Origin of the sequence: Bacillus sp. UNC125MFCrub1.1 (genome assembly GCF_000701305.1) — a bacterium.
GTDB classification, from domain to species: domain Bacteria; phylum Bacillota; class Bacilli; order Bacillales; family Bacillaceae; genus Bacillus; species Bacillus altitudinis.
Map to the genome: position 1 here is coordinate 456,660 of NZ_KL370769.1, position 24,419 is coordinate 481,078.

Consider the following 24,419-nt stretch of genomic DNA (forward strand, 5'->3'; position numbering starts at 1 on the left):
AAAAACGCCTCTGCTAAAAGCAGAGACGCAAGTTGTTATTTCATTCTAAACGGCCACCAATTCCATTTTCCAAAGATGCGAACCATGACCGGGATAAAGAGTGGTAGAACAACAAAAGCATATAATAAAAGTCCAATGAGTACGACCGTTGCAATTTCAACTAATGATAATACACCCGAGGGCAGCATCGCAGCAAAAGTACCCGCTAAAATAGCAACTGCTGAAATAATGACCGACCCCATATTTCTCATCGCTGATATCATGGATGCTTGAACATGCTCTCCCTTCCATTCATTAAAACGATCCATGAGGAAGATCGAATAATCAATGCCGAGGGTCACAAGGATCACAAAGCTGAAAAATGGAACAGCCCAGCTGACACCATCGTAGCCAAAGAATGTTTTGAAAATCCATTCTGTTAAGCCAATGGATGTAAAATACGTTAATATGAGTGACAGTGTTAAGTATATCGGCATGACGATTGACCTTAATAATATAACTAAAATAATAAAGATACCAATTAACATGAAAATAACCGTTCTGATAAAGTCACCGTCTGACGTTTCTTTTAAGTCAACATTTAAACTGGAGATACCAGATACACCGTAGTTGGCGTTTTTCAAACCACTTACAGGTAAATATTGATCAAGGGTTTCTTCAATTTTTGCTACACCTTTCATTGCTTCATTGCTGTATGGATTTACATTTAAAATCACTTCAAAGGTTGTTAATTTACGATCTGGGGACATATACGTATTAAATATTTTCTTAAATTCATGGCGTTTCAGTACTTCTTCTGGTATAAACCAGCCCGTTACTTCTTCATCTGGTGCTTCCTGAAGTTGTTTTAAATAGCTGTCCGCCTCGGTAAAGCCGCTTTTTACTTGCTCAAGTCCGGAAATACTTTCATCTAATCCATCTGTTAATAGTGAGAGTTTAGATGATAGCTGGTTAAACCCTTTTTTCACGGCTTTTTGGCCATCAGTCAGCTGATCTGCGCCATCTTCAATTTTAGGCATTTCTTTGATGAGCTGTTTTTGTCCTTTATTCGTTTCATCAAGACCATCATAAATTTGATCTAGACCTGTCATCAGCGCCTTTACTTGTTGTTTGATTTCTTTTTGCTTGCTTGAGAACGTTTGAATGACTTGATCTGCTTTCTTGATCTTTTGTTTAAAGGCAGACGCTTCCTCTTCATAGACGCTCATTTGCTCTCCAGCTTGATCGAGCATTCCTTTTGTGTCTTTGAATACTTTTTTGATTTCTTTATATTCATTCATATCTTTGATTTCTGGAAGCCGGTTTTCAAGTCCTTCAAATGATACGTTTTCATAGGATTGTTTCACTTTCTTAATCGTTGTCATCAGTTGCTCATTTGATGTTGCGTGACCTTCGAGTGTGCTTACGACTCGTTCAAGATCTTGGATCATGGTTTCACTTCTGCGGTATTCTTGCTCTAATTCTTTTTTCGCTTGTTTGATTTCAGTGCGAATGGTTCCTACGCCCTCTTTACTGCGCCTCACACCATCCTCTAAAGAAATGAGTGATTTCCTCACTTCTCCGATCCCGCCTTTGATGGCTTTTGTCCCATCAATCAATTGATCAATCCCTTTAGCGGATTCTTCAATTTTTGGTTTTTGTTTGAGAAGTGCTAAGTTTGTTTCGGTCAAGCCATCTGTAATTTTCCCGATGCCCTCATGACCTTTCCCAAGCTCTCCTCCCAGCTCTTTCGCTTGAGAGGTAACGTAGAGCTGACTTAACCCGTCTCCAACTGGGCGAGTGACACTGCGAACCGCTTTTACTTCCTCAATGTCACTTAACTTACGGGTCAGTTTTTCAATCATGACAATCTTTTCTTGATTATCGAGCTCATTGTCACTTTCGACAAGCACATTCAGCGGCAGCGCTTCACCAAAGCCAAATTGCTCAGATATCGTATTAAATGCAGACACTGACTCATACTTTGTCCCAATCTCATTTAAACTATTATAAGAAAGAGTGCCGTCATACATCAGAATTGGAGGAACAGTGATGAGTGCAACTACCCCTAAGCTGATGAGCGGTCTTTTAAATGAAAAGCGCCCAGCCCATTCCCAAATCTTACTTTGTGGATGACGAATGTTTTCTCTTTTAGACGGCCAAAAAAGGGATTTTCCGAAAACCGACATAAAAAAGGGAACGATTGTGACAAGTGCAATGAGCAGAATGCCAACGCCTACGGCAACGCTGACGGCTGATTGGTACAATTGGAATTTTGCGAAACCAATACTTGAGAAGCCGACTAACACAGCTAAGCCGCTGAAAAAGACTGTTTTCCCTGCACATTGATACGTGATGATAATCGATTCTTTGACATCACGCCCCTGACCAATCTCCTCTTTAAAACGGCTTAAAAGTAATATACAATAATCCGTTCCTATACCGAACATAATAGCTACCATAAAAATCTGAGTGAAATTAGACAGAGGAAATGGTGTATATTCTACGAGAAAAGCCACAATACACCGGCTGACAGCATAAGAAATGCCAATCGTAATAAGCGGAACAACAGGTGCCAGTATCGATCTGAATACAATTATTAAAATAAAGAAAATAAAAATCATCGTAATAAGTTCAGTTTTCTTCAGACCTTGTTGAGAGCTTTTAATGACATCTGAGTCCACAAATTTTTGACCTGTCATTTCATATGAGACGTTGTAGGGCTTTAAAACTTCCTCAATTCGTTCTTTAACCTTCACAGCTTTTGTTTCGTAGTGGTCGAATTTGAATGGAACAAGAAGTGTACTTTTATCCTTTGATAAAAGTTGTTTTTGAATGTCACGTTCTACATGAAAATACGAAGTAATTCCGTCAATGTGGAGTTCTGGGGCATGTGTCATGAGTGCAGCTAAAGCCTTTTTTAATTCCTGCTCTTTTGCAGGGAACAAATGTTGTTCGGAGAATACAATCACACCAGTATCTTTTTTCCCATTATGATCTGAAAGCTTATCCAATAAGTGAAGTGCCTCAGCTGTTGGTGTCCCCTCTGGAACCTTTAACTGCCCTTTTTCTCTTGTTAATTCCTCTAAATTGGGCGCAGTAATAAACAGAATCACAGCTGTTATCATCCACACCATTAATACAATCCATCTTGCTTTAATTATTTGCAACATAGCTGCTTCAAGCTCCTTCTAGTTCATCAATCAATTTGCTGTTTTTGAGCGTGTCTGAAGTGCTGACTTCGTCTCCTTCAACGTGCTAATGGCAGGATGACCTATTCAATTGTCCTTTCGTGTTGAAGAAACGCATATCCATCATCAGCCACGAGCTCAATTTCTGCCTTAAAACAAAGACAGAAAATGAATGTTTTTGAACACCTCCTATTTGGGATAATTTAAAAGATATTACTATACATTAGTTTAACTATCAAAATTTTACATGTCAATTTATAAAAAAGAAAAAAGATGGCAAAATACCGTCTTTTTTCTATGTTTAAACCGTTTTCAATTGTTCACTTTCATCCTTTTCATCTGGCTGGATAAAAAAGAGGACCAAAAATAATGAAATGAGACTACATATGGTCGATAGAATAAAAACGATGGCGTCTCCTTTATCCATCAGAAATGCGTAAATTGGAGGCCCTAAAGCAACACCGATAAACCGCATGCTGCTATAAAATGACGTAATGGTTCCGCACTGCTCTTTTTCAATCCCTTCTGTTATCAACGCATCCAGTGCTGGAAGCACAATGCCAATCCCTACGCCGCCAATACTTAAGCAGACAAACAACACGTAAAAACTGTGATTCCACCATAAAAATATATACGAAAGTGATAAAAGAGCCATACCAACGATGAGAAATATCCTCATTTTCCCCTTTTCTTTTCCGATTGTTTTCCCCGCAATGTACGAGCTGATTGATAAGAAAAGGAGCGGGATGCTTAGCAGCAAGCCTTTTTTGACACCCGTTATTTGATACGCTGCTTCTAGGTTATCTGATAAATAAAAGAGCACGCCAAAAAGAAGAAACATAATAAAACCGCCAATAGCAAAAATGGCATAAAGCCAGCGTCCTTCATGCTTAAAAATCGTCTTTGTTGATTTTAAAAACTCTTTAAATGTAGGCGGATCTTCCTCTTTCTTTGCGGATTCAACCATAAACAGTACCATCACAAAGCTGATGATTGAAAAGAATGGAATGAACCAAAACGGTACAAACCAAAACCAAGAAGCGAGAAGTGCCCCAATAATAGGACTTAGTACCTTTCCAGCTGTATTAGAAGTTTCAATGGCTCCAAGTCCCGCACTTACCTCTTCATCATCATGAAACAAATCGCCAATAAATGGCATAACGACAGGTGCCGCCCCAGCTGAACCAACACCTTGAAGGACCCTGCCAAATAAAATCCACATGTAGGGTTCTTTCATGATGGTTGAGGCAACAGCTGCCACAGCTCCTCCAAGTCCTGCGATTAAAAGGCACGGCAAAAGCACCTTTTTTCGCCCAATTCGGTCAGATAAATAACCGGCAATCGGAATACACAAAATCGCCACAACGGAGTATACCGTAATAATGAGTGACACTTGAAAGGAAGTGATTGAGAGTTTCTTTTCGATCTCTGGTAATACGGGGATTAGCATCGAGTTCCCAAGTGTCATGATTAGAGGCACTGATGATAATGCAATAATATTCTTTTTACTGACTGTTTTCTCGCCCAACATCATTCACCCAATTCTATATACTGTTACGTATTAGTGTGGCATGTTTCACGGGTTTTATGTATGGGCAAACAAAAAGCAACCGCCTATGGAAGCGACTGCTTTGTTAAAATCGTTTACGTATGACATGGAAGCTGAATTTATCCGCTCGAAAATAATTGAGCGAGTATAAGACCGGCTGATCATCTTGATCATAGTGCATTTGTTTCAGTAATAGTAACGCTGTTTCTGGGTCACATTCTAGTATCGGTGAAGCCTGATCGTGATAACCAATCGGTTCGATGTCTGCCACTGCATATTTAATTCCGGTGTGCGGTTCTCTGCCAAACAGCTCAAAAAGCGATTCTTCCTCATGAGTAAAAGAAGCGGGAAGATGTTTAACCGGAATTTTATCTAAACAATAGACGACTGGCTGTCCATCTGCTGTTCGAACGCGTTCCATTGAAAAAACCTTCTCGGATTCATCACACTGAAAACGAATGACATCATTCTCTGTCGGCTCCCCTTTTTGTGAGGACAAAAAGATCGTACCTGGCGTCATATTGACCTGTTCAATCATTTTTGTGACACTTGTCAGCTGTTCAATGCCAGTAGAAAAAAGCGGTCTTGAGTTGACGAAAGTCCCCACACCATGCCTTCTAATTAAATACTTCTCTTCTTCTAATATACGAAGGGCTTCACGAAGGGTCGCTCTGCTCACGCCTAAAAGCTTTGAGAGCTCAAACTCAGAAGGGAGCTTTTCTTTTTCGGCATATACACCTGTTTGAATATCTTCTTTAATACGGTCAATCACTTTCAAATATAAATGGCGATTGTCTGTTTTGGTCGACATGTTTTCCCTCCGTCTAATCAATGCAAATGATAAGATGAGAAATCTCTATTCCGAGATAAGATGAACATAACTATATCACGTTTTTGCAAATAAATAAATAGTCTGACATCCAGTTAACATAATCAATATATCGTTAACTTCATGTTAGGAAAGCTCTCTTCGAATTATGAAGAGAGCTCGTCATGTTGTTCTTTTGAGAGGAGGACTTCTCTCGGTTTACTGCCTTCATATGGTCCGACAACCCCGCGCTCTTCCATTGCGTCAATAAGACGTGCGGCACGGGTATAACCGATGCGGAACCTCCTTTGCAGCATAGAAACAGAGGCCGTCTGCATGCCAATGATCAGTTCAACTGCTTCATCATATAAGTCGTCGTCCACAGCCCCAAGCTGATCTTGCGTTTCTTCACTCGGGATCATTTCTTCTTGATATTGTGCTTTTTGCTGCGTGATGACATGATCAACGACATGTTCCACTTCTTCATCTGATAAAAAGGCGCCTTGTACACGAACTGGTTTGTTCGCACCGACAGGTAAGAACAACATATCCCCTCTGCCCAGCAATTTTTCTGCGCCTCCCATATCAAGAATGGTCCTTGAATCGGTTTGTGACGATACGCTAAATGCAATGCGGGATGGAATATTGGCTTTAATGACACCTGTAATGACATCAACAGAAGGTCTTTGTGTAGCAATAATTAAATGAATCCCCGCAGCACGTGCCATTTGAGAAAGCCTTGTAATGGAATCTTCTACATCAGAGGAAGCAACCATCATTAAATCAGCAAGCTCGTCTACAATGACGACAATATAAGGGAGTTCTGGCTGCTTCGCCTCTTCTGATTGATTCATTCGTTTAATGTAATCATTGTACCCTTCAATATTTCTTGTGCCCGTATGAGAAAACAATTCGTAACGGCGCTCCATTTCACTAACCACTTTTTTAAGTGCCTGTGAGGCTTTTTTAGGATCGGTCACAACTGGAGCCAACAGATGCGGGATGCCGTTATAAACATTTAATTCAACCATTTTCGGGTCAATCATCATCATTTTTACTTCATGAGGTTTTGCTCTCATGAGAATGCTTGTGATAATACCATTGATACATACACTCTTTCCGCTTCCTGTCGAACCAGCCACAAGTAAATGCGGCATTTTGTTCATTTCAGCCAGCACAGCTTCACCAGAAATATTTCGGCCGAGTCCGATGAGTAGCTTGGCATTTGGGCGGTCATTTTGTTTCGATTCTAAAACCTCTTTTAAAGAAACCATCGCAATTTCTGCGTTGGGAACTTCAATTCCGATGGCGGATTTGCCAGGAATCGGCGCTTCAATTCGAATGTCTTTTGCTGCTAATGCAAGGGCTAGATCATCACTCAAGTTGACGATCTTACTTACCTTCACGCCGACATCAGGGTATACTTCATATTTTGTGACGGCCGGCCCTAAATGAACTTGTGTCACTTTTGCTTTTACACCAAAGCTTTGGAAGGTCTTTTCAAGCTTTCTTGCATTTTCATAAATATTCTTCTTATCTGTTTGCTGACCTGAATGCTGCGGCTCAGCTAAAATATCAAGAGATGGCAGCTCATAATCCTTATTTTCAAGCTCCGTAAACGTCATAGGCGGAGCTTCTTTCGGTTCGTCCCCTGTATCATGAGACGGAGTGCCTTGTACAGTTTCTTGAAGAGGATTTGGCTCATTGACCGGCTGATCTTTTTGAACCGGCGGTGTGAGCATGTCATCTCGATCAGCAAAACTTGAGATAATCGGCTGACGATTGTCAGAAGCCTGCTCTTCTTCCTCGATCAAGATATGATCATGATCTTCTTCGGCCTCTTCTTGCAAGCGTGAACGTTTTTTCTTTTCACTTGTTTTTTGCGCAGGTGCATTCTTTTTCGCCTGCCTTATGCCTTTCATATCTTCAATAAATGCTTTCCACTGCTTCACCAAAAATTGTGATACAGGCAGCGTCACTTTTTTGACCATTTCTTGCAGTGAGCGGTTTGTGATCAGCACAATGCCGATCAGCATTAGCACAATGGCCATGATTTGCGACCCTGCTTGTGCAAACAAGAAATAGGAGGCCGCAAATAATACAGCACCGATCATACCGCCTCCTAAATCGGGCGAGCCTGTCTCACCTTTCATATCCATTAAGAATAACTCAAACGTATTTCTGATTACACTTTGAGAACCTATCACGCCTGCAGCTGAAAGATGCTGAAAAAGCTTCACATGGGACAAAAGCAAGATACTCGCAATGATGCAGTATAAACCTGCTTTTCTTCTTGTCAGTAAATCAGGAATTTGTTTTTTCCAAAAGATCGTCACACCAAAAAGAAATAATCCGATAAGGCAGAGAATAAACCATTCACCTGCAAAGAATCGGAATAGATGTACAAAGGTTTGTCCAACTACACCTAGCTGTAAAATGGCAATGATCGCTATGGCAATACAGACTAACCCATTTAGTTCATATTTCAGTTTTAGCTGTTTATTTTGTTTTTTTCTTGTTTTACGTTTTCTCTTTTTCGCCATACTCATCACCTTACTACAAAAGAAAATATAACCTACGAAAAGATCAGAAAGAAAGCAGCCTGGTTTTGGCTGCATCTTGTTGTAAGTTTTCCCTTTATTATAGCATAGAATCATTCATATGAGTCGGTTTGATTGGTGCCTAAATGTAACTTCAATCGCTTACCTGGTGCAAGCTCCTGATTCAAAAAGTCCATTGGATTCGTACTCATTACTTGAACGATTTCCGCTTCATCTTCTTTCATTTCAACCATCACTGGCACGCCCTGAATGTATACCTGCTGGAGTTTGCGTTCTCCTTGTTCCTCAGCGTAAATGGCTTCATAAGGCATAGGTGTATATAAAATCATTGGATCAGCCCCTCGTTTTGTGCAGCCCGTTCTCCAATAAGCTCGTTCAGCTTTTTAATCGCTTGTCCAACGCCGCCGACTTCATGCATCAGTCCGTATTCAGCCGCCTCATGGCCAACGACATTTGTCCCGATGTCTCTTGTTAGATTGCCTTTAGAGAACATAAGCTCTTTAAATTTCTCTTCTGTAATGTTTGAGTGACTCGTGACAAAATTAATGACTCTTTCCTGCATTTTATCTAAGTATTCAAAGGTTTGCGGAACACCGATGACTAGACCGGTTAAGCGTACAGGGTGAATGGTCATTGTTGCTGTTTCGGCAATGTATGAATAATCACACGATACGGCGATTGGGACCCCAATAGAGTGGCCGCCGCCAAGCACAATGGATACAGTCGGTTTGGATAAAGAAGCGAGCATTTCCGCAATGGCTAGTCCTGCTTCTACATCGCCGCCGACTGTATTTAAAATGATTAGAAGTCCTTCAATTTTTGGGTTTTGTTCAACTGCTACGATTTGTGGAATGACATGTTCGTATTTGGTTGTTTTATTTTGTGGCGGCAGCTGCATGTGCCCTTCAATTTGTCCAATAATGGTGAGGCAATGTATGTTTGTATCTTGTGACAACTGCGGGACGGCTGTTTCACCAAGCTGTTGTATTTTGCTCATAATGCTATCTTTTTCTTCTGGTTTTCGCTCAGGCTGCTGTTCATTCTGTTCGTCCATTTGTCTCCATCCTTTCCTAAAAACTCTCCTCCTATTATGAACAAGATCGTCACATTCCATCCGCATTCATCATGTCACATCAAAAAAGCCCAAAGAGCTTATGCTCTTTGGACTTTTCTCATCACACTTCCATAATAATTGGAATGATCATTGGCTTGCGTTTTGTTTTTTCATATAGGAATTGATTTAGTACATCGCGCATGGATTGTTTCAGTGTTGACCATTCAACAATTGAGTTTTCCGTTTGCTCTTTCACAATCCCTTTGACCATTTCTGTTGCTTTCACAATCAGCTCTTCGGATTCTCTTACATAAACAAATCCTCTTGTGATGATCTCAGGTCCAGAAATTAATTGTTTCTTTTGTTTATCGAGCGTAATGACCACAATTAAGATGCCATCTTGAGACAATAGGCGTCTATCACGTAAGACAATATTCCCAATATCACCAACACCAAGACCATCGATCAAAATGTTCCCTTGATGTACTTTTTCACCGATTTTGACGTTTTGACCTCTAAATTCCACAACATCCCCTTTATCAATTAAGAAAATGTCGCTTCGTTTCATGCCCACTTCTTCAGCAATACGAGAATGTGCTTTTTGCATGCGATATTCGCCGTTTACTGGAATTAAATACTTTGGCTTCAGTAAGTTCAGCATGAGCTTTAACTCTTCTTGACAGCCATGTCCAGATACATGCACTCGTTTTTGAGCAAAAATCACTTGTGCTCCGCTTCTTGTAAGGAAATCCACCGTTTTTGAATAGGTGAGTTCTTGTCCCGGAAGAGGTGTAGACGCAATCACAACCGTGTCATCTTTTTCAATATGAAGCTGTTTGTGATTTTGTTTCGCCATTTTTGTTAAAGCAGCGAGAGGCTCACCGTGGCTTCCTGCTGTGAGAATGACCACACTGTTTTTCGCCATTTTTTTCACTTCTTGGACTGGAACAAATAATTCTTCGTCTGCTGTCACATAACCAAGTTTGATCGCAAGCTGAAGCGTTGTCATCATATTTTTTCCTGCTACTGCAAGCTTACGGCCATTTTGGTTTGTGGCATTAATGATCTGCTGTACACGGTTAATATTTGATGAAGATACAGCCACAATCACACGATTTTCAGCATTGTACATCGCATTTGAGATTTCGTCTTGGACGAGCGCCTCAGAAGGTGTATAGCCTGGTTTTTCAGCATTTGCACTGTCTGAAAGAAGTGCTAAAACGCCATTGTTTCCAATTTTCGCAATCTCTCCGATGTCACAGGCTTGGTTAAGCGCTGGGGTTTGATCAAATTTAAAATCACCTGTGCATACGATTGAACCAAGAGATGTTTTGAAGCTGATTCCGACTGAATCAGGAATACTGTGATTCGTTCTAAAGAATGATACCTTTGTTGTTTCAAATGTAATGACTGACTTTGCATGAACCTCTCGCAAATCAGCTTTTTGATTGAAGCCGTATTGCTTTAACTTTTCTCGAAGTAACGCAAGGGTCAGCTTCGTGCCGTAAACTGGTACAGACAATTTGCTTAAGCAATGGAATACGCCTCCGATTGCTTCATCATGTCCGTGGGTAAGAAAAATTGCTTTCACCCGATCAGCTCGTTCTGTTAAATAAGAGATATCAGGAATGACCACGTCAATGCCTAGCATTTCGTTTTCTGGATGCATGAGTCCTGCATCTACAACATATATGTCGGAATCAATCTCAATGACATATAAGTTTTTCCCGATTTCTCCAACGCCTCCCAGTGCAATAATTCTTACGTTCTCTGTATTTTTCTTTTTCAAAATTCTTATCCTCCTAGTCTCAAGCCCGTCCATCATCGCTTAATGCTATTATAACTGAATCTAATTTTAGAAAACAAGATGAAGTCACATTTTAAGAAAGTGTTTATGTATAAAAAACGGTCATACTCAGGGACATCTGAGAATGACCGCTTACGAATTTTTTTGTTTTGATCAGCTGTTTAATACGCTGCTTAAATTCAGTCTCTCTTCTTCTGATAAAGGTAAAAGCGGGAGTCGAACAGATCCGACATCTAATCCTTTCAGCTGAAGAGCTGTTTTGACAGGCGTTGGATTTGGCGCTGAGAACAGCTGGTTCATGATCGGCACCAGCTTTTGATGAATCAATGCCGCATTCGCTGTTTGTCCTGAAGCGTAGCTTTTTAGCATTTGCTGCATATCAAGACCTACAATATGAGAAGCAACAGAGACGACTCCTCTTGCACCAACCGCAACCGCAGGAAGCGTTAGGCTATCGTCACCAGAGTAAACGTCAAAATCTTCTGGTGTCTCTGCAATGATTTTTGTCATGGCATCTAGATCACCGCTTGCTTCTTTGATTGCGACAATGTTCGGTATTTGCGCAAGCTTAATCGTTGTTTCTGGTGCTAATGAAGCAACCGTTCTTCCTGGTACATTGTAAAGCATGACAGGAAGAGATGTAGACTCGGCAATTGCTTTAAAGTGTGCATACATGCCTTCCTGTGATGGCTTGTTGTAGTAAGGTACGACAAGCATCACTGCATCAACGCCCGCTTCTTCTGCTTTTTTCGTTAGTTTAATAGACGCATTTGTGTTATTACTGCCTGTTCCTGCAATGATTTTACAACGACCATTTGCTAATTTCACCGATTGCTGAAAAAGAGCGACTTTTTCTTCAGTCGATAAAGTTGGCGATTCGCCTGTTGTCCCTGCAACGACTAAAGAGTCACTGCCGTTTTTTAACAAGTAATCAATGAGAATTGATAGCTTTTGGAAATCAATGTTGCCCTTTTTATCAAAAGGTGTAATCATAGCTGTTGCGATATTTCCGAAATTCATTTTTTTCACCTCATCATGATTCAATCACATTTATCTTGAAAGTTCAAACACTTCATGAAGGGCATTGACAGCCGCTCTCATGTTTTCTTCGTTCACTAACACCCAAATCGTCGTATGACTGTCAGCGGACTGTAAGATCGGAATATTTTGCTCAGATAGTGCAGATACAATTTTAGATGTGACACCTGGTACACCCATAATGCCTGCTCCAACAGCTGATACCTTTGCACAGTTTGTCGTGACAATCGGCGTATAGCCCAGATCTTTTAGGATCGCCGTTGCTTTTTCAGTCATTGCACCTGTCACCGTATAGACGATTTCGCTCGGTGTAATGTTGAAGAAATCGACACTGATTTGGGCATTTGCCATTGCTTTAAAGACTTCTGTTTGTACGCTGTACTGTCCCTCTTTAGCTGGGACTTTGATTTGTGTGACATCATTGACATGTGCAATACCCGTAATCAGGCGGTCGTACACATCATGACTCATTTTATCTGAGTAGTGTGATGTCACGAGTGTGCCCTCATCATCAGAGTATGTTGAACGGACCCTCATTGGTACTTTTGCTTGCATGGCAATTTCAACAGCTCTCGGGTGAATGACTTTTGCCCCTTGGTATGCGAGGTTACAAATTTCTGTGTATGTCACGACTCTCAGTGGTTTTGCATTTTCTACGATACGGGGATCTGCTGTCATGACCCCTTCTACATCTGTAAAAATATCGATGAAATCTGCCTGCAATGCAGCGCCTAACGCAGCAGCTGACGTATCACTGCCGCCTCGTCCGATTGTTGTCACGTCTCCATTTTTTGCAGCGCCTTGGAATCCAGCTACGACAACCACATCATGCTCTGAAAGTGCCGCCTCAAGACGTTCACACTTCATGTCAATAATTTTCGCATTTGTATGTTCTTTATCCGTCACAAAGCCTGCCTGTGATCCAGTCATCGCAACAGCCTTTAGCCCGTTTTCATTCAGCATACTTGAAAAAACAACAGCTGAAATATTTTCTCCGCAAGACACGAGTAAATCTTTTTCTCGGTTTGTCATATGCTGCGCACTGCCGTAAAGCAGACCTAGCAGTGTATCTGTCGCATAAGGATCGCCTTTTCGTCCCATCGCAGACACGACAACGACCGATTTATAGCCTTTCTCTTTTGCAGATAAGATATGTGCAAGTGCCCTTTTTCTCCCTTGATCATCTTTGACAGATGTACCGCCAAATTTTTGGACAATTATTTTCACTGTTTTCACTCCAAGTTCATTCTGACGTAACAGAAGAGAGCAGGCGAAAGATGCCTAACTCTCTTCTATTCGTCCTCATCATCCATTGAATGTTAAACTAATTTTAATGCTCGTAAGCTTTCTGCAATTTGAACGGAGTTCCATGCAGCGCCTTTTAGCAGGTTATCAGATACAATCCACATATGGAAGCCATTTGGACGATCCAAATCCTTCCGAATGCGGCCGACAAATACGTCGTTTTTACCAACAGCATCTGCAGGCATTGGATAAATTTGCTGAGACGGATCATCTTGTAATGTGATGCCTGGTGCATCTTTTAGGATAGACTTGATGTCATCAACCGTTGCGTCATTTGATTTAAGTTCAACGTAAACCGATTCTGAATGACCCGTTTCAATTGGCAGTCTCACACATGTTGCCGCTACTTCTAGCTCTGGCAAATGCATGATTTTTTTCGTTTCATTGATCATTTTCATTTCTTCAAATGTATAGCCATTATCTTGGAATTTATCAATTTGCGGAATCGCATTAAAGGCAATTTGATAAGGCATGACTTCTGGTTTCACATCTTCTTTATTTAAAATGGCTTGCGACTGGCTGTACAGTTCGTCTATGGCTTCATGTCCTGCACCTGATACTGCTTGGTAAGTAGACACAATGACTTTTTTCATGCCATACGCTTGACGAAGCGGTTCTAGCGCCGCCACCATTTGAATCGTTGAACAGTTAGGGTTTGCAATGATCCCTTGATGGTCATGCAAATCTTTTTCGTTTACCTCTGGTACGACAAGAGGGGTATTTTCGTCCATACGAAAAGCACTTGTATTATCGACAACAATTGCACCTCGTTTGACTGCTTCAGGAGCTAGCGCTTTGGAAACATTTCCTCCCGCACTGAATAGTGCAATATTGACCCCTTCAAAGCTTTCAGGTGTTGCTTCTTGAACGGTATACTCTTGACCTCTGAATGTCACTTTTGTTCCAGCAGAACGTTTTGAGGATAGTAGGGTAAGTGTATCCATTTCAAAATCTCTGTCAGCTAGTGTTTTTAACATTTGTTGACCGACAGCTCCAGTCGCTCCAACTACAGCTACATGCAATCCTCTTCCCATCAGTAAAACTCCTTCCGACCCATCCATGATTCTTTTCTTTCGGATGGCCATCCTATGACTTTTTACATTTTATTTTACCATAGAAAAGCAAGGCTTGAAGTACCTTTTTTGAATCTTTCATGATTTTCTAGTGAATCTATTATTCGTTTGCTCCAATTAAAATGGGCTGAATTTGTCTATGCTCGAGCGCCTCTTCTACCGTTTTCGTCAGTAGATCCATATGCGCTACCATGGAAGTCGGTTTTTTGAATGGATCATCTTGGCCGAATGGAATAAAGAAAATGTTCTTTGTCGACATGAGTCTCATGAGATTTGTACCATTTAAACCTAATGCATCATTGGTGGAAATGCCTAAAACGACAGGGCGGTGATTACGAATGGTCGCCTTAGCAGCCATTAAGACTGGACTGTCTGTCAGTGCATTTGCAAATTTCGCCATTGAATTGCCTGTTAAAGGCGCAATGACCATACAATCAAGTGGAAGTTTTGGTCCGAGTGGCTCTGCTTTGACGATTGAGTCAATCGCTTGAAATCCTGTCAGCTTCTCAATCCGCTCAATCCAGTCCGCTCCTTCTCCGAATCTCGTATTCGTATTTTGCACCGTATACGACACGACAGGACGCACTTCTGCCCCTTCTTTCACGAGTGATTCGATTTGCGGAAAAACAGCTTCGTACGTGCAGTGAGAACCTGTTAAACCAAAGCCGATTCTTTTCCCTTTTAGTGTTGTCATGATTCCATCCCCCTTTTTTCCTCCGCAAGTTCACATAAGAGCCCAGAAAGCACTTTTGCAATGATCTGTCCGGCTGTCTTTGGTGCCACAATCCCTGGAAGTCCTGGTGCAAGAAGTGCCTTCACTCCATGCTTTTGTGCAAAGTCAAAGTCTGTTCCACCTGGGCGGGAGGCGATATCCAAAATGAGTGTCTTTGGTGTCATGCTAACGATGACAGATGAATCTAATACTAAGCTTGGAATCGTATTGATGATGATGTCGACATCCGTTACTTCATCTTTTAAACGGTCCATTGAAAATGGATCAAGTCCCATCTCAAAGGCTCGCGCTAAATGGGCTGTATCTGCAGCACCAACTTTCACTTCCGCACCTAGCGCCCGAAATGTGCGGGCAATGGTGAGCCCTGTTCGACCAAGCCCGAGAACAGCGACATGTGACCCATGAATCGTATAGTCCGTTTGCTGAATAGCCATCATGATAATCCCTTCAACTGTTGGAATAGAATTATATATGGCAATATCATCTCGCTCAAACAGCTTCACAAGCTTCCGGTTCACCTGCTTTGCCATATTGTCTAAGTACATATTAGAAATACCTGAGTACAAGGTACAATGTGCAGGGGTTCTTTCTAAATATTTAGCTTCTAGCACGACCTTCTCATTTGAAAAAACGGTGGCAACGACCCCTTCGTCTGTAGCACCTGATACCGGAAGGATCATACTGTCTACCTGCTCAAATGGAAGCTCTGACATTTTCAGCTTTTCAGCACCAATAAATCCATGATCCAGCTGATCAAATCCGACCAAAAACACTTTGGCATGCTGCTGTGACAGCTTGCGAATGATTTCAAGCTGCCTAGCATCTCCCCCGATCACCGCAACCGTTAAACCGCTCAACATACTGACCGTTCACCTTCTTTATTTAAAAAAGTCTGTAATATTTTCCGAATCTCCCTTTCAGCATATGAGGAGAGGATTCAGCCTGTGAACAAATCGGGGAGAGAAAAGAAAAAGAGCACCCTTTTATGATGGGTGCTCTTTTTCTCCGTGCGGCTGAAGTTCTTCAGGCACATCGAGAATGATCATATCTGATCCTATTTTTTGAATGTGATTCCACGGAACGCGGATGTCATTTCCTTGTTTTCGAAAGCCAAACCATTTGACGGAAGGTATGATGAGTGCTGTAATTTGACCGTCCTGTTCATTTATTTCAAGGTCGGTTTGTCCAAGCACGCCAAGCCGCTCCGCTCTTTTAATATCGACGATCTCTTTTCCTGACAGCTCACTCAGCCTCAAAATCGCATCACTCCCCTTCCATATCATATATGCAGCACGGAGGGTGAATAGACCGTCCCGTTCTACACGCACGAATCAAGCCAATCTGTATACCAAACTGGCGTCAGTTGAGTAAAACGCTTATGGTCTGTCAGCATTCTCTCCACTCGATTCACCATGTCTTTTACATGCCCCGGGTCATAGGATAACGTCCAAACAATAGAAGAAAAACAGCTCATGGCTGTATAGATGGAAAAAAGAAGCCAAAAATCATGTGTTGTCTGCGTACTTAAATAGGCATCCAATTGCCCGGCTGAAAATGGAATGCTGCTTTCTCGACTGAATAAAGACAGTTTATAAAAGTCATGAATCGGATCACCCCAGTCGGATTGATCAAAGTCGATCACACCCGCATATTGATGACGTTGTATGATGATATTCCCTACATGAAAATCATCGTGCTGGAACTGGTTTGGTCTCTCTTTAACTACATCAGCATGTGACTGAATAAAATCTAATACGAATTGATCATGGGAAAAGGCAACTCCACTTGATTGATAGGCATATACATACCGTTCATGTTTCGCTAATACCTTCTTATCCCAAGGGGCTGCATAAAAAGGGGCATCGCATGTATGCATGATACTCAAGTCTCTGCCTGCCCGCCTTCCGATTTCATACTGCTCTTCTTCTGTGAGCAGATGAATGGATGCTCTAGCAATCTCTCCTTCGATAAATGGAAAAATACGAAAGGTACAGTTTTGTTCAGCACTCACTCCGACCTCCATCACTTCAGAACAAATAACGCCTCGATTTTTTAACTTCTGCTGAATGGACGCTTTCTTTTTCAAACTGGAATATTTCTGAATGTCTGATAGCTTGAGTACTAGCTTTTCACTAGGCGTTATGACCAAAAAGGTGCGGTCTCCCGAAAATCCAGATGTCATCGGCTGGAAAGAGATGGCTTGTTTAAGAAGCGGAGATAGCTGTTTCAGTTTTTCGTGTTTCATGAACGCAGGGCCCCTTTCTTCTTGGTATACAATAAACGGCAGACCTCTTGAGAAGTCTGCCGTGTTGTTTACATTATGATGGCTGATCACCCGTCGGACTAATAAGCGAGAGCGCATAATCTTCTGTAAAGATTCTTTTCGATAAATTGTTCACGCCGTCTAATGAGACGCGATTGATTTCATCAATAATTTCATCAAGCGTACGATGTTTGCCAAGGAGTAATTCATTTTTACCATTTCGGCTCATCTTGCTGTTTGTGCTTTCAAGACTGAGCATGAGGTTGCCTTTCATTTGCTCCTTAGAGTTTTCAAGTTCTTTCTGCGTAATTCCCTCACGTTTTAAGACGTCTAATGTTTGTAAGATGGTTTCAGATAGCAGGTTCAGCTGCTTCGCTCCAGTTCCACCATAGATCGTCAGCATTCCGTTATCTGCAAATGAACTATGATAGCTGAATACAGAATACGCAAGTCCTTTATCTTCTCTTACGTCTTGGAACAACCGGCTGCTCATGCTACCGCCTAGAACATTATTTAAGACGATTAAGTCATAGATGCCCTGATCTCCAGCAGGAAGTCCGTTAAAGCCCATGCAAAGGTGCGCCTGTTCTGTTTCCTTTTTGCGTGTCAGTTTGTCATAGTGGAATTGCGGGGCTTCGACAGGCTGCTTTTTCCCCTTTCCTTCATACGAGCCAAATAATGTTTCTACCTCACGAATGAAAGTGTCATCGACGTTCCCTGCAACAGAGATGACGACGCGATCCGGCGTATAGAATTCATCCATATATTTTCGAAGGGAATCACCGTTAAAAGTAGAGAGTGTTTCCTCTGTCCCTAAAATCGGATAACCTAATGAATGATCACCGTAAATGGCTTTGCTTAACAAATCATGAACGATGTCATCAGGAGTATCTTCATACATTTTAATTTCTTCATAGACCACATTTTTTTCTTTCTTCAGTTCTTCTTCGTCAAAAGCAGAGTTGAAAAACATGTCACTCAATACATCGAGGGCATACCCAGCATGTGAATCAAGTACCTTTGCATAATAGCAAGTATATTCTTTTGACGTAAAGGCATTCACTTGACCACCAATGCGGTCAAAGGATTCTGCGATATCACGTGCAGATCTCGTCCTTGTTCCTTTAAAGAACATATGCTCTAAAAAGTGTGAGATCCCATTTACTTCTGGTGTCTCATGTCTAGAACCTGTTCCAATCCAGACGCCAATTGCGACAGACCTTACAGTGGGATTGTTTTCAAGTACAATTCTTACTCCGTTTTGGCATGTATACGTTTTGACCAAGTTTTGCTCCTCCTATTCAACAAACAGATCGCATCACGGATGTCTTTTTTCACTTAGAAGGTCAGAAACCGTTCCTAATTCATATCCTCTTTCTTTGATTTGAGTGATAAGTGCGTCAAGACTTCTCGCTGTTGCGTCTGTTGGATGCATTAATATCATCGCCCCATTGTGAATTTTCCCAAGCACTCGTTTTTGTAATACAGCTGGTGATGGTTTTTGCCAGTCGATCGTGTCTACTGTCCACATAATGGTTTCCATTCCTTCTTTTTTCGCAAGCTTTACTGTTTCTTCTTTAAAGCTGCCGCTTGGAGGCGCAAACCATATCGGTTTTTTCCCAAGGGATTCTTCAATTTGGCGATTTGTTTTAATCATCTGCTCTAATGCTCGTTCTCTTGTCAGTGTGCGCATATCCGGGTGATTGTATGAATGATTTCCAATTTCATGACCATCTGCCACGATTTTTTTAGCAAGGTCTGGACTGTTTTTCACCCATTTGCCTTCTAAGAAAAAGGTTGCCTTCACTTGATGCTTTTCTAGTGTATTCAACATCTTTGTTAAATGCTCGTCGCCCCAAGCTACATTGATCAGGAATGCATTCATCTTTTTGTCTGGATGTCCCTTATAGATAGGTTCAGCACCAAGTTCATGCAAATGGACAGATGGTTTTGTTTCTTTAAAAACAAGCAGCTTTTCATCGAAAGAGCCCTGTTTTTTCATTTTTTCGTAAGAAGCATCGATATCGACTGTCTGTCCATTTAAACCAGGCATCTTTTTCCACACTTTATCAATCTTAGCATTTTGCGGCTTCTCTTCATAGTCAGAAGACTTCGATTCGATCTCTTGATATAGAATATCTTTTGAAACAGATGCTACCTCGGCGTGCTCTTTCATTGAATTCATATATGTAACAGCAGCCGGCTGCTTCATCGTTTGATATGACACGAGCAGTAAAAATACAAACACAAAGAATGGTATCGTTTTTTTCAATGGTTGTCCCTCCCCTTTACCACAAATTATGATGGGGAGAAACAAGCTAGAACTATTGTTACGCGCAAGAAAAGAAAGAAGCCTGGCACGGATACCTGGCTTCTAACACATTTTATTTGTTCTCATTAAGACTGCTTTTCTTCTTTTTCCTTTTCTTCACGTAAAACAGCTTTACGAGAAAGGTTTACACGGCCTTGTTTATCGATCTCAGTGACTTTGACGAGTAGTTCGTCACCAATCTTCACGACATCTTCTACTTTGCCAACACGTTCAAGTGCAAGCTCAGAAATATGAACAAGTCCATCTTTGCCGCTGAAGATTTCAAGGAAGGCACCGAATTTTTCAATTCGTTTCACTTTACCTAAGTAAAGTTGGCCAACTTCAACTTCTCTGACAAGATCTTCAATGATTTTCTTCGCTTTTTGGTTCATGTCTTCTTCAGTAGAAGAGATAAAGATTGTACCGTCTTGTTCAATATCAATTTTCACACCGGTATCTTCAATGATTTTATTGATTTGTTTACCGCTTGGTCCAATGACATCGCGAATTTTATCTGGATTGATTGTCATCGTTAAGATTTTTGGTGCATAACGTGACAATTCTCCTCTAGAAGCTGGAATCGTTGACAGCATGCTATCTAAAATTTCCATTCTTCCTTTTTTCGCTTGTTGAAGTGCTTCTTCTAAAATGTCTTTTGATAGACCATCGATTTTAATGTCCATTTGAAGCGCTGTTACACCTTTAGATGTACCTGCTACTTTAAAGTCCATATCTCCAAGTGCATCTTCCATTCCTTGAATGTCTGTCAGCACTGTGTAGTATTCACCAGATTTAACAAGTCCCATTGCAATCCCTGCAACTGGTGCTTTAATTGGAACACCTGCATCCATCATCGCAAGTGTGCTCGCACAAATACTTGCTTGTGAAGTAGAACCGTTTGATTCTAACACCTCAGACACAAGGCGAACCGTATAAGGGAAATCTTTTTCAGATGGAATGACTGGCTCTAATGCACGTTCGCCTAGCGCACCATGTCCAATCTCACGACGGCCTGGACCACGCATTGGGCCGGTCTCACCAACACTGAATTGTGGGAAGTTATAATGGTGCATGAATCGCTTAGACTCTTCAACACCAAGACCATCAAGAATCTGTACATCACCAAGTGCACCTAATGTACAAATACTGAGTGCCTGTGTTTGGCCTCTTGTAAACAATCCTGAACCGTGCGTTCTTGGAAGAAGTCCTACTTCTGAAGAAAGTGGACGGATTTGATCAACGCCGCGTCCATCTGGACGTACCTTCTCTTCAGTAATAAGGCGGCGAACTTCGTTTTTCACAAGCTTGTTTAAGACATCCTTCGCTTGTTTAATCGTTGCTTCGTCACGCTCTTCTTCTTCAAATTTTTGAACGACAGCTTTTTTCACAGCACTGATGGCATCTTCACGAGCATGCTTCTCATGTACTTGAATCGCTTTCAGTAGATCCGCTTCAGCAAGTTGTTTTACTTCCTCTGCTAATGCTTGATCGACTTCATATAAAGGAATATCGATTTTTTCTTTACCGACAGCTTTTACAATTTCTTCTTGGAATTCGATTAAGCGTTTGATCTCTTGATGGCCGTACATGATGGCTTCAAGCATTGTTTCTTCTGGTACTTCATCAGCACCAGCTTCTACCATGTTGATTGCATCTTTTGTTCCAGCTACAACAAGGTTGATATCGCTTTGTTCAAGCTGCTCAACATTTGGGTTGATGATGAGCTTTCCATCTACTCGTCCTACTGTCACGCCAGCGATTGGTCCCTCAAATGGAATGTCAGACACACATAAAGCTAAAGATGAGCCAAACATTGCAGCCATTTCAGATGAACAATCTTGATCCACACTCATGACAATACTAATGACTTGTACTTCATTTCTAAATCCGTCTGCAAATAGTGGACGGATCGGTCTGTCAATTAAGCGGCTCGCAAGGATTGCTTTTTCACTTGGGCGGCCTTCTCTTTTAATGAAACCACCAGGAATTTTACCAACTGCATATAATCTTTCTTCGTAGTTTACAGTGAGCGGGAAAAAATCAAGTGGTTTTGGTTCTTTAGAAGCTGTTGCTGAGCTAAGCACAGCCGTATCTCCGTAGCGTACGAGAACCGCTCCGTTTGCTTGCTTTGCAAGCTGGCCAGTTTCAACTGTCAGTTGACGTCCAGCCCAGTCTATGGTGAAGACTTGTTTCTCTTGTCCCATTCTGTGATAAACTCCTCTCTTGTCGTAAAGTTTTTAGGTTATTTCTTATTATGAACAAAATGATTTTCACATATCAATGTGAAAGCTGTATGTAGAAGGGTTTTTGCCATTCTTTCAACATTTTAACCATAAAATATTAGTGATTATACGATAAAAAAGCGGGAATCCTCCCGCTTTTTACGATTATCGACGTAAGCCTAGTTTGTTAATTAACTCACGGTAACGAGTTACGTCTTTATTACGTAGATACGTAAGAAGATTACGACGTCTACCTACCATTTTCAAAAGACCGCGACGTGAGTGGTGATCTTTCTTATGAGTACGTAAATGCTCGTTCAAGTTGTTAATTGATTCTGTTAGGACAGCGATCTGAACTTCTGGAGATCCAGTATCAGATTCGTGTGTTTTGAACTCATTAATTAATTGAGTTTTACGCTCTTGAGTAATAGCCATCCTGTTTCACCTCCAAATCATGTTAGCCCCATCTACCTCGCAACCGTCGGTGAAGTCGGCCTGCCAAGTAAGTGGTTTTAAAGCTACAGGAATTATCATACTAAAAATATGCCGATTTTGCAAATGATAGAGCGGTTTTTCTGCGATTTTTTTGTTTAATGAAGATAATTTTGAAAAAACTGAATCGCTTCTTCTTTATCTTGACTAATTTGAGCCGTTAATTCTTGAATACCGTTAAATTTTTGTTCACTGCGAATCCGTTTGTACCACTGTAATTTAATCGGTTCACCATAAATTTCTTCGTTAAAATCAAAAAGGTTCACTTCAATCGCAGGCTGATCAGGACGTTTTTCATAAAATGTTGGTTTGTAGCCAACGTTACAAACACCGTCATACACCTTGCCTTTCACTTCCGCTCTCACTGCATATACGCCTGTTGGCGGGATGATGTATTCAGCAGATAAACCAACATTGGCGGTTGGGAAGCCAATCGTGCGTCCTCGTTTATCTCCATGAATCACAATGCCTCGCAGCTGATACGGTTTGCCTAAAAGCTCACTCACATATTCAACGTCTCCATTTTTCAATGCGGAACGTATAAGGGTTGAGCTGACTTTCCGGTCTTGGTTGGAAAGCTTAGGTACAATGGTCGCAGCAATCCGCCCTTTCCCGTATTCGTCAAACGTTTCCATTGTGCCTGCGCCAAACCGGCCGAATGTAAAATCGAAACCAGCGACTGCATGCTTCACATTCAGTTCGTCCAAATATTGATCGACAAAGTCTTGAGGAGACAGTGCTGCAAAGCTTTCGCTGAATTGCACAATGTATAAGTAGTCAGCACCTAATTGTTCGATAAAATCAATCTTATCCTCAAGCGGTGTGATTAAGTCTTTTGGTTCACGTGCTTTTTGCAGAACATGTGATGGATGCGGATGAAAAGTCATGACAGCTAGAGCTAAACCCTCTTTTTCCGCAATGTTTTTCGCTGCATCAATCACTTTTTGGTGTCCGAGGTGAACACCGTCAAAATACCCTAAAGCCATCACAGACGGGACTTGATCCTTTTGATTCAATGTATGTGGGTGTGAAATATGTATAGTCTTCACGAGATGGTCACCTTTTCTTTAAGATTGCTTGTCCTGTGATAAAATCTTCGCCGGCTTCATCAGGTTCTGTTTGGTCGGGTGTTTCATATAAATCGCCATACAACGGCCTGAAGGAGCAAAGACAGCGACACGATCTTCCTCTGCAAAATGAGCAAATTCATCAGGCATAGGTAGGACTGCACCGTTTTCCACTTTACTTGCTAATGTATCATTTATCTCCCATTTCGGCAAATGATTGAGCGCACGCTCGATCGGCACAAGATGTTCCTCAACCGTTCCTTTCTCGCTGATCTCCCGCAACTCATCAAGAGTGATACATTCATCTAACGTAAAGTCACCAGATCCTATGCGAATGAGGTGAGACATGTGGGCTGGAAACCCAAGTTTTTTTCCGATATCGACGGCTAACGTTCTCACATATGTGCCTTTTGAACACAGTACGGTGAATCTAAATGATACTTTACCATTTTCAAATGTGACAGGTGTTGTCCGCTCGATGCGATGAATGGTAATTTCACGGCTTGGACGTTCAATTTCAATGCCTTGCCTCGCATATTCATAGAGCTTTTTTCCGCCAATTTTCACAGCAGAAAACATCGGAGGGATCTGTTCAATGGTTCCTTCAAATTGTTTCAACGCAGCATCAATGTCATCTTCTGACATCGGTACCGGCACCTTTTTTTCTTCTACTACTTCACCTGTTTGGTCTTCTGTCGTTGTAGAAAATCCAATGGTGATTTCCGCATCATACGTTTTCGATTTATCTGTTAAGTACTCCACAATTTTTGTCGCTCGTCCAATACAAATAGGCAGAACACCTGAAACCTCTGGATCGAGTGTCCCTGTATGTCCCACTTTTTTTGTGTGTAAAATCTTTCTCACTTTAAACACACAGTCGTGAGAGGTCATGCCTCTTTCTTTATGTAATAAAAGAACACCGTTTTGCACCTGCGTTCTCTCCTTTCATAAACGATGAAAAAGGAC

20 protein-coding genes are annotated in these 24,419 nt (G+C 41.4%); all 20 read right to left on the reverse strand.

Annotated elements, in window-relative coordinates:
* Positions 1-35: 35 nt before the first annotated feature.
* The 20 genes from N521_RS15115 to truB all read right to left on the reverse strand — a co-directional run bounded on the left by N521_RS15115 (position 36) and on the right by truB (position 24,383).
* Complete coding sequence (locus tag N521_RS15115; RefSeq protein ID WP_035392025.1) at positions 36-3,152, reverse strand: MMPL family transporter; 3,117 nt, start codon at positions 3,150-3,152, stop codon at positions 36-38.
* A gap of 319 nt (positions 3,153-3,471) precedes the next feature.
* Positions 3,472-4,701 carry a bacillibactin exporter BcbE gene (locus tag N521_RS15120; RefSeq protein WP_227820623.1) on the reverse strand — a complete coding sequence of 410 codons (1,230 nt, stop codon included), beginning with the start codon at positions 4,699-4,701 and terminating at the stop codon, positions 3,472-3,474.
* A gap of 103 nt (positions 4,702-4,804) precedes the next feature.
* On the reverse strand, positions 4,805-5,530 hold the full coding sequence (locus N521_RS15125) for a GntR family transcriptional regulator (RefSeq protein ID WP_035392028.1): 726 nt from the start codon (positions 5,528-5,530) through the stop codon (positions 4,805-4,807).
* Between the two features lie 164 nt (positions 5,531-5,694).
* Complete coding sequence (locus N521_RS15130) at positions 5,695-8,070, reverse strand: FtsK/SpoIIIE family DNA translocase (protein WP_035392030.1); 2,376 nt, start codon at positions 8,068-8,070, stop codon at positions 5,695-5,697.
* Between the two features lie 110 nt (positions 8,071-8,180).
* Positions 8,181-8,417 (reverse strand): YlzJ-like family protein, encoded by a 237-nt coding sequence (locus tag N521_RS15135; RefSeq protein ID WP_035392033.1) that lies wholly within the window; start codon positions 8,415-8,417, stop codon positions 8,181-8,183.
* A complete protein-coding gene (locus N521_RS15140) occupies positions 8,414-9,142 on the reverse strand; it encodes a ClpP family protease (RefSeq protein ID WP_008344713.1) in 729 nt (242 codons plus the stop codon). The genes N521_RS15135 and N521_RS15140 overlap by 4 nt, the downstream gene beginning before the upstream one ends.
* 121 nt (positions 9,143-9,263) lie before the next feature.
* The gene (gene rnjB / locus N521_RS15145) at positions 9,264-10,931 is read right to left on the reverse strand and encodes a ribonuclease J2 (protein ID WP_008344715.1); all 1,668 of its coding nucleotides are present in this window, start codon (positions 10,929-10,931) and stop codon (positions 9,264-9,266) included.
* Between the two features lie 171 nt (positions 10,932-11,102).
* Complete coding sequence (gene dapA, locus N521_RS15150; protein WP_025207349.1) at positions 11,103-11,969, reverse strand: 4-hydroxy-tetrahydrodipicolinate synthase; 867 nt, start codon at positions 11,967-11,969, stop codon at positions 11,103-11,105.
* A gap of 30 nt (positions 11,970-11,999) precedes the next feature.
* Positions 12,000-13,214 carry an aspartate kinase gene (gene dapG / locus N521_RS15155; protein ID WP_025207348.1) on the reverse strand — a complete coding sequence of 405 codons (1,215 nt, stop codon included), beginning with the start codon at positions 13,212-13,214 and terminating at the stop codon, positions 12,000-12,002.
* A gap of 92 nt (positions 13,215-13,306) precedes the next feature.
* On the reverse strand, positions 13,307-14,326 hold the full coding sequence (asd, locus tag N521_RS15160; RefSeq protein WP_008344721.1) for an aspartate-semialdehyde dehydrogenase: 1,020 nt from the start codon (positions 14,324-14,326) through the stop codon (positions 13,307-13,309).
* A 139-nt stretch (positions 14,327-14,465) separates the two neighbouring features.
* A complete protein-coding gene (gene dpaB / locus N521_RS15165; protein WP_008344723.1) occupies positions 14,466-15,059 on the reverse strand; it encodes a dipicolinate synthase subunit B in 594 nt (197 codons plus the stop codon).
* Positions 15,056-15,958: a dipicolinic acid synthetase subunit A gene (gene dpaA, locus N521_RS15170; protein ID WP_017359065.1), complete on the reverse strand. Its 903-nt coding sequence runs from the start codon at positions 15,956-15,958 to the stop codon at positions 15,056-15,058. Before dpaA ends, dpaB begins: the two co-directional genes overlap by 4 nt.
* A gap of 123 nt (positions 15,959-16,081) precedes the next feature.
* Positions 16,082-16,354, reverse strand: a complete 273-nt coding sequence (locus N521_RS15175; RefSeq protein ID WP_008344726.1) for a YlmC/YmxH family sporulation protein — start codon at positions 16,352-16,354, stop codon at positions 16,082-16,084.
* 62 nt (positions 16,355-16,416) lie between these two features.
* Positions 16,417-17,343, reverse strand: coding sequence for an aminoglycoside phosphotransferase family protein (locus N521_RS15180; protein ID WP_025207347.1), 927 nt, complete (start codon positions 17,341-17,343; stop codon positions 16,417-16,419).
* Positions 17,344-17,416: 73 nt separating this feature from the next.
* Positions 17,417-18,646 carry a M16 family metallopeptidase gene (locus tag N521_RS15185; RefSeq protein WP_017359067.1) on the reverse strand — a complete coding sequence of 410 codons (1,230 nt, stop codon included), beginning with the start codon at positions 18,644-18,646 and terminating at the stop codon, positions 17,417-17,419.
* A gap of 33 nt (positions 18,647-18,679) precedes the next feature.
* On the reverse strand, positions 18,680-19,633 hold the full coding sequence (locus N521_RS15190) for a polysaccharide deacetylase family protein (protein WP_035392036.1): 954 nt from the start codon (positions 19,631-19,633) through the stop codon (positions 18,680-18,682).
* 125 nt (positions 19,634-19,758) lie between these two features.
* Positions 19,759-21,876: a polyribonucleotide nucleotidyltransferase gene (pnp, locus tag N521_RS15195; RefSeq protein ID WP_007499522.1), complete on the reverse strand. Its 2,118-nt coding sequence runs from the start codon at positions 21,874-21,876 to the stop codon at positions 19,759-19,761.
* 183 nt (positions 21,877-22,059) lie between these two features.
* A complete protein-coding gene (gene rpsO, locus N521_RS15200; RefSeq protein WP_008354438.1) occupies positions 22,060-22,329 on the reverse strand; it encodes a 30S ribosomal protein S15 in 270 nt (89 codons plus the stop codon).
* Positions 22,330-22,484: 155 nt separating this feature from the next.
* Positions 22,485-23,435 carry a bifunctional riboflavin kinase/FAD synthetase gene (ribF, locus tag N521_RS15205; RefSeq protein ID WP_035392042.1) on the reverse strand — a complete coding sequence of 317 codons (951 nt, stop codon included), beginning with the start codon at positions 23,433-23,435 and terminating at the stop codon, positions 22,485-22,487.
* A gap of 18 nt (positions 23,436-23,453) precedes the next feature.
* Positions 23,454-24,383, reverse strand: a complete 930-nt coding sequence (truB, locus tag N521_RS15210; RefSeq protein WP_008344736.1) for a tRNA pseudouridine(55) synthase TruB — start codon at positions 24,381-24,383, stop codon at positions 23,454-23,456.
* Positions 24,384-24,419 lie beyond the last annotated feature (36 nt).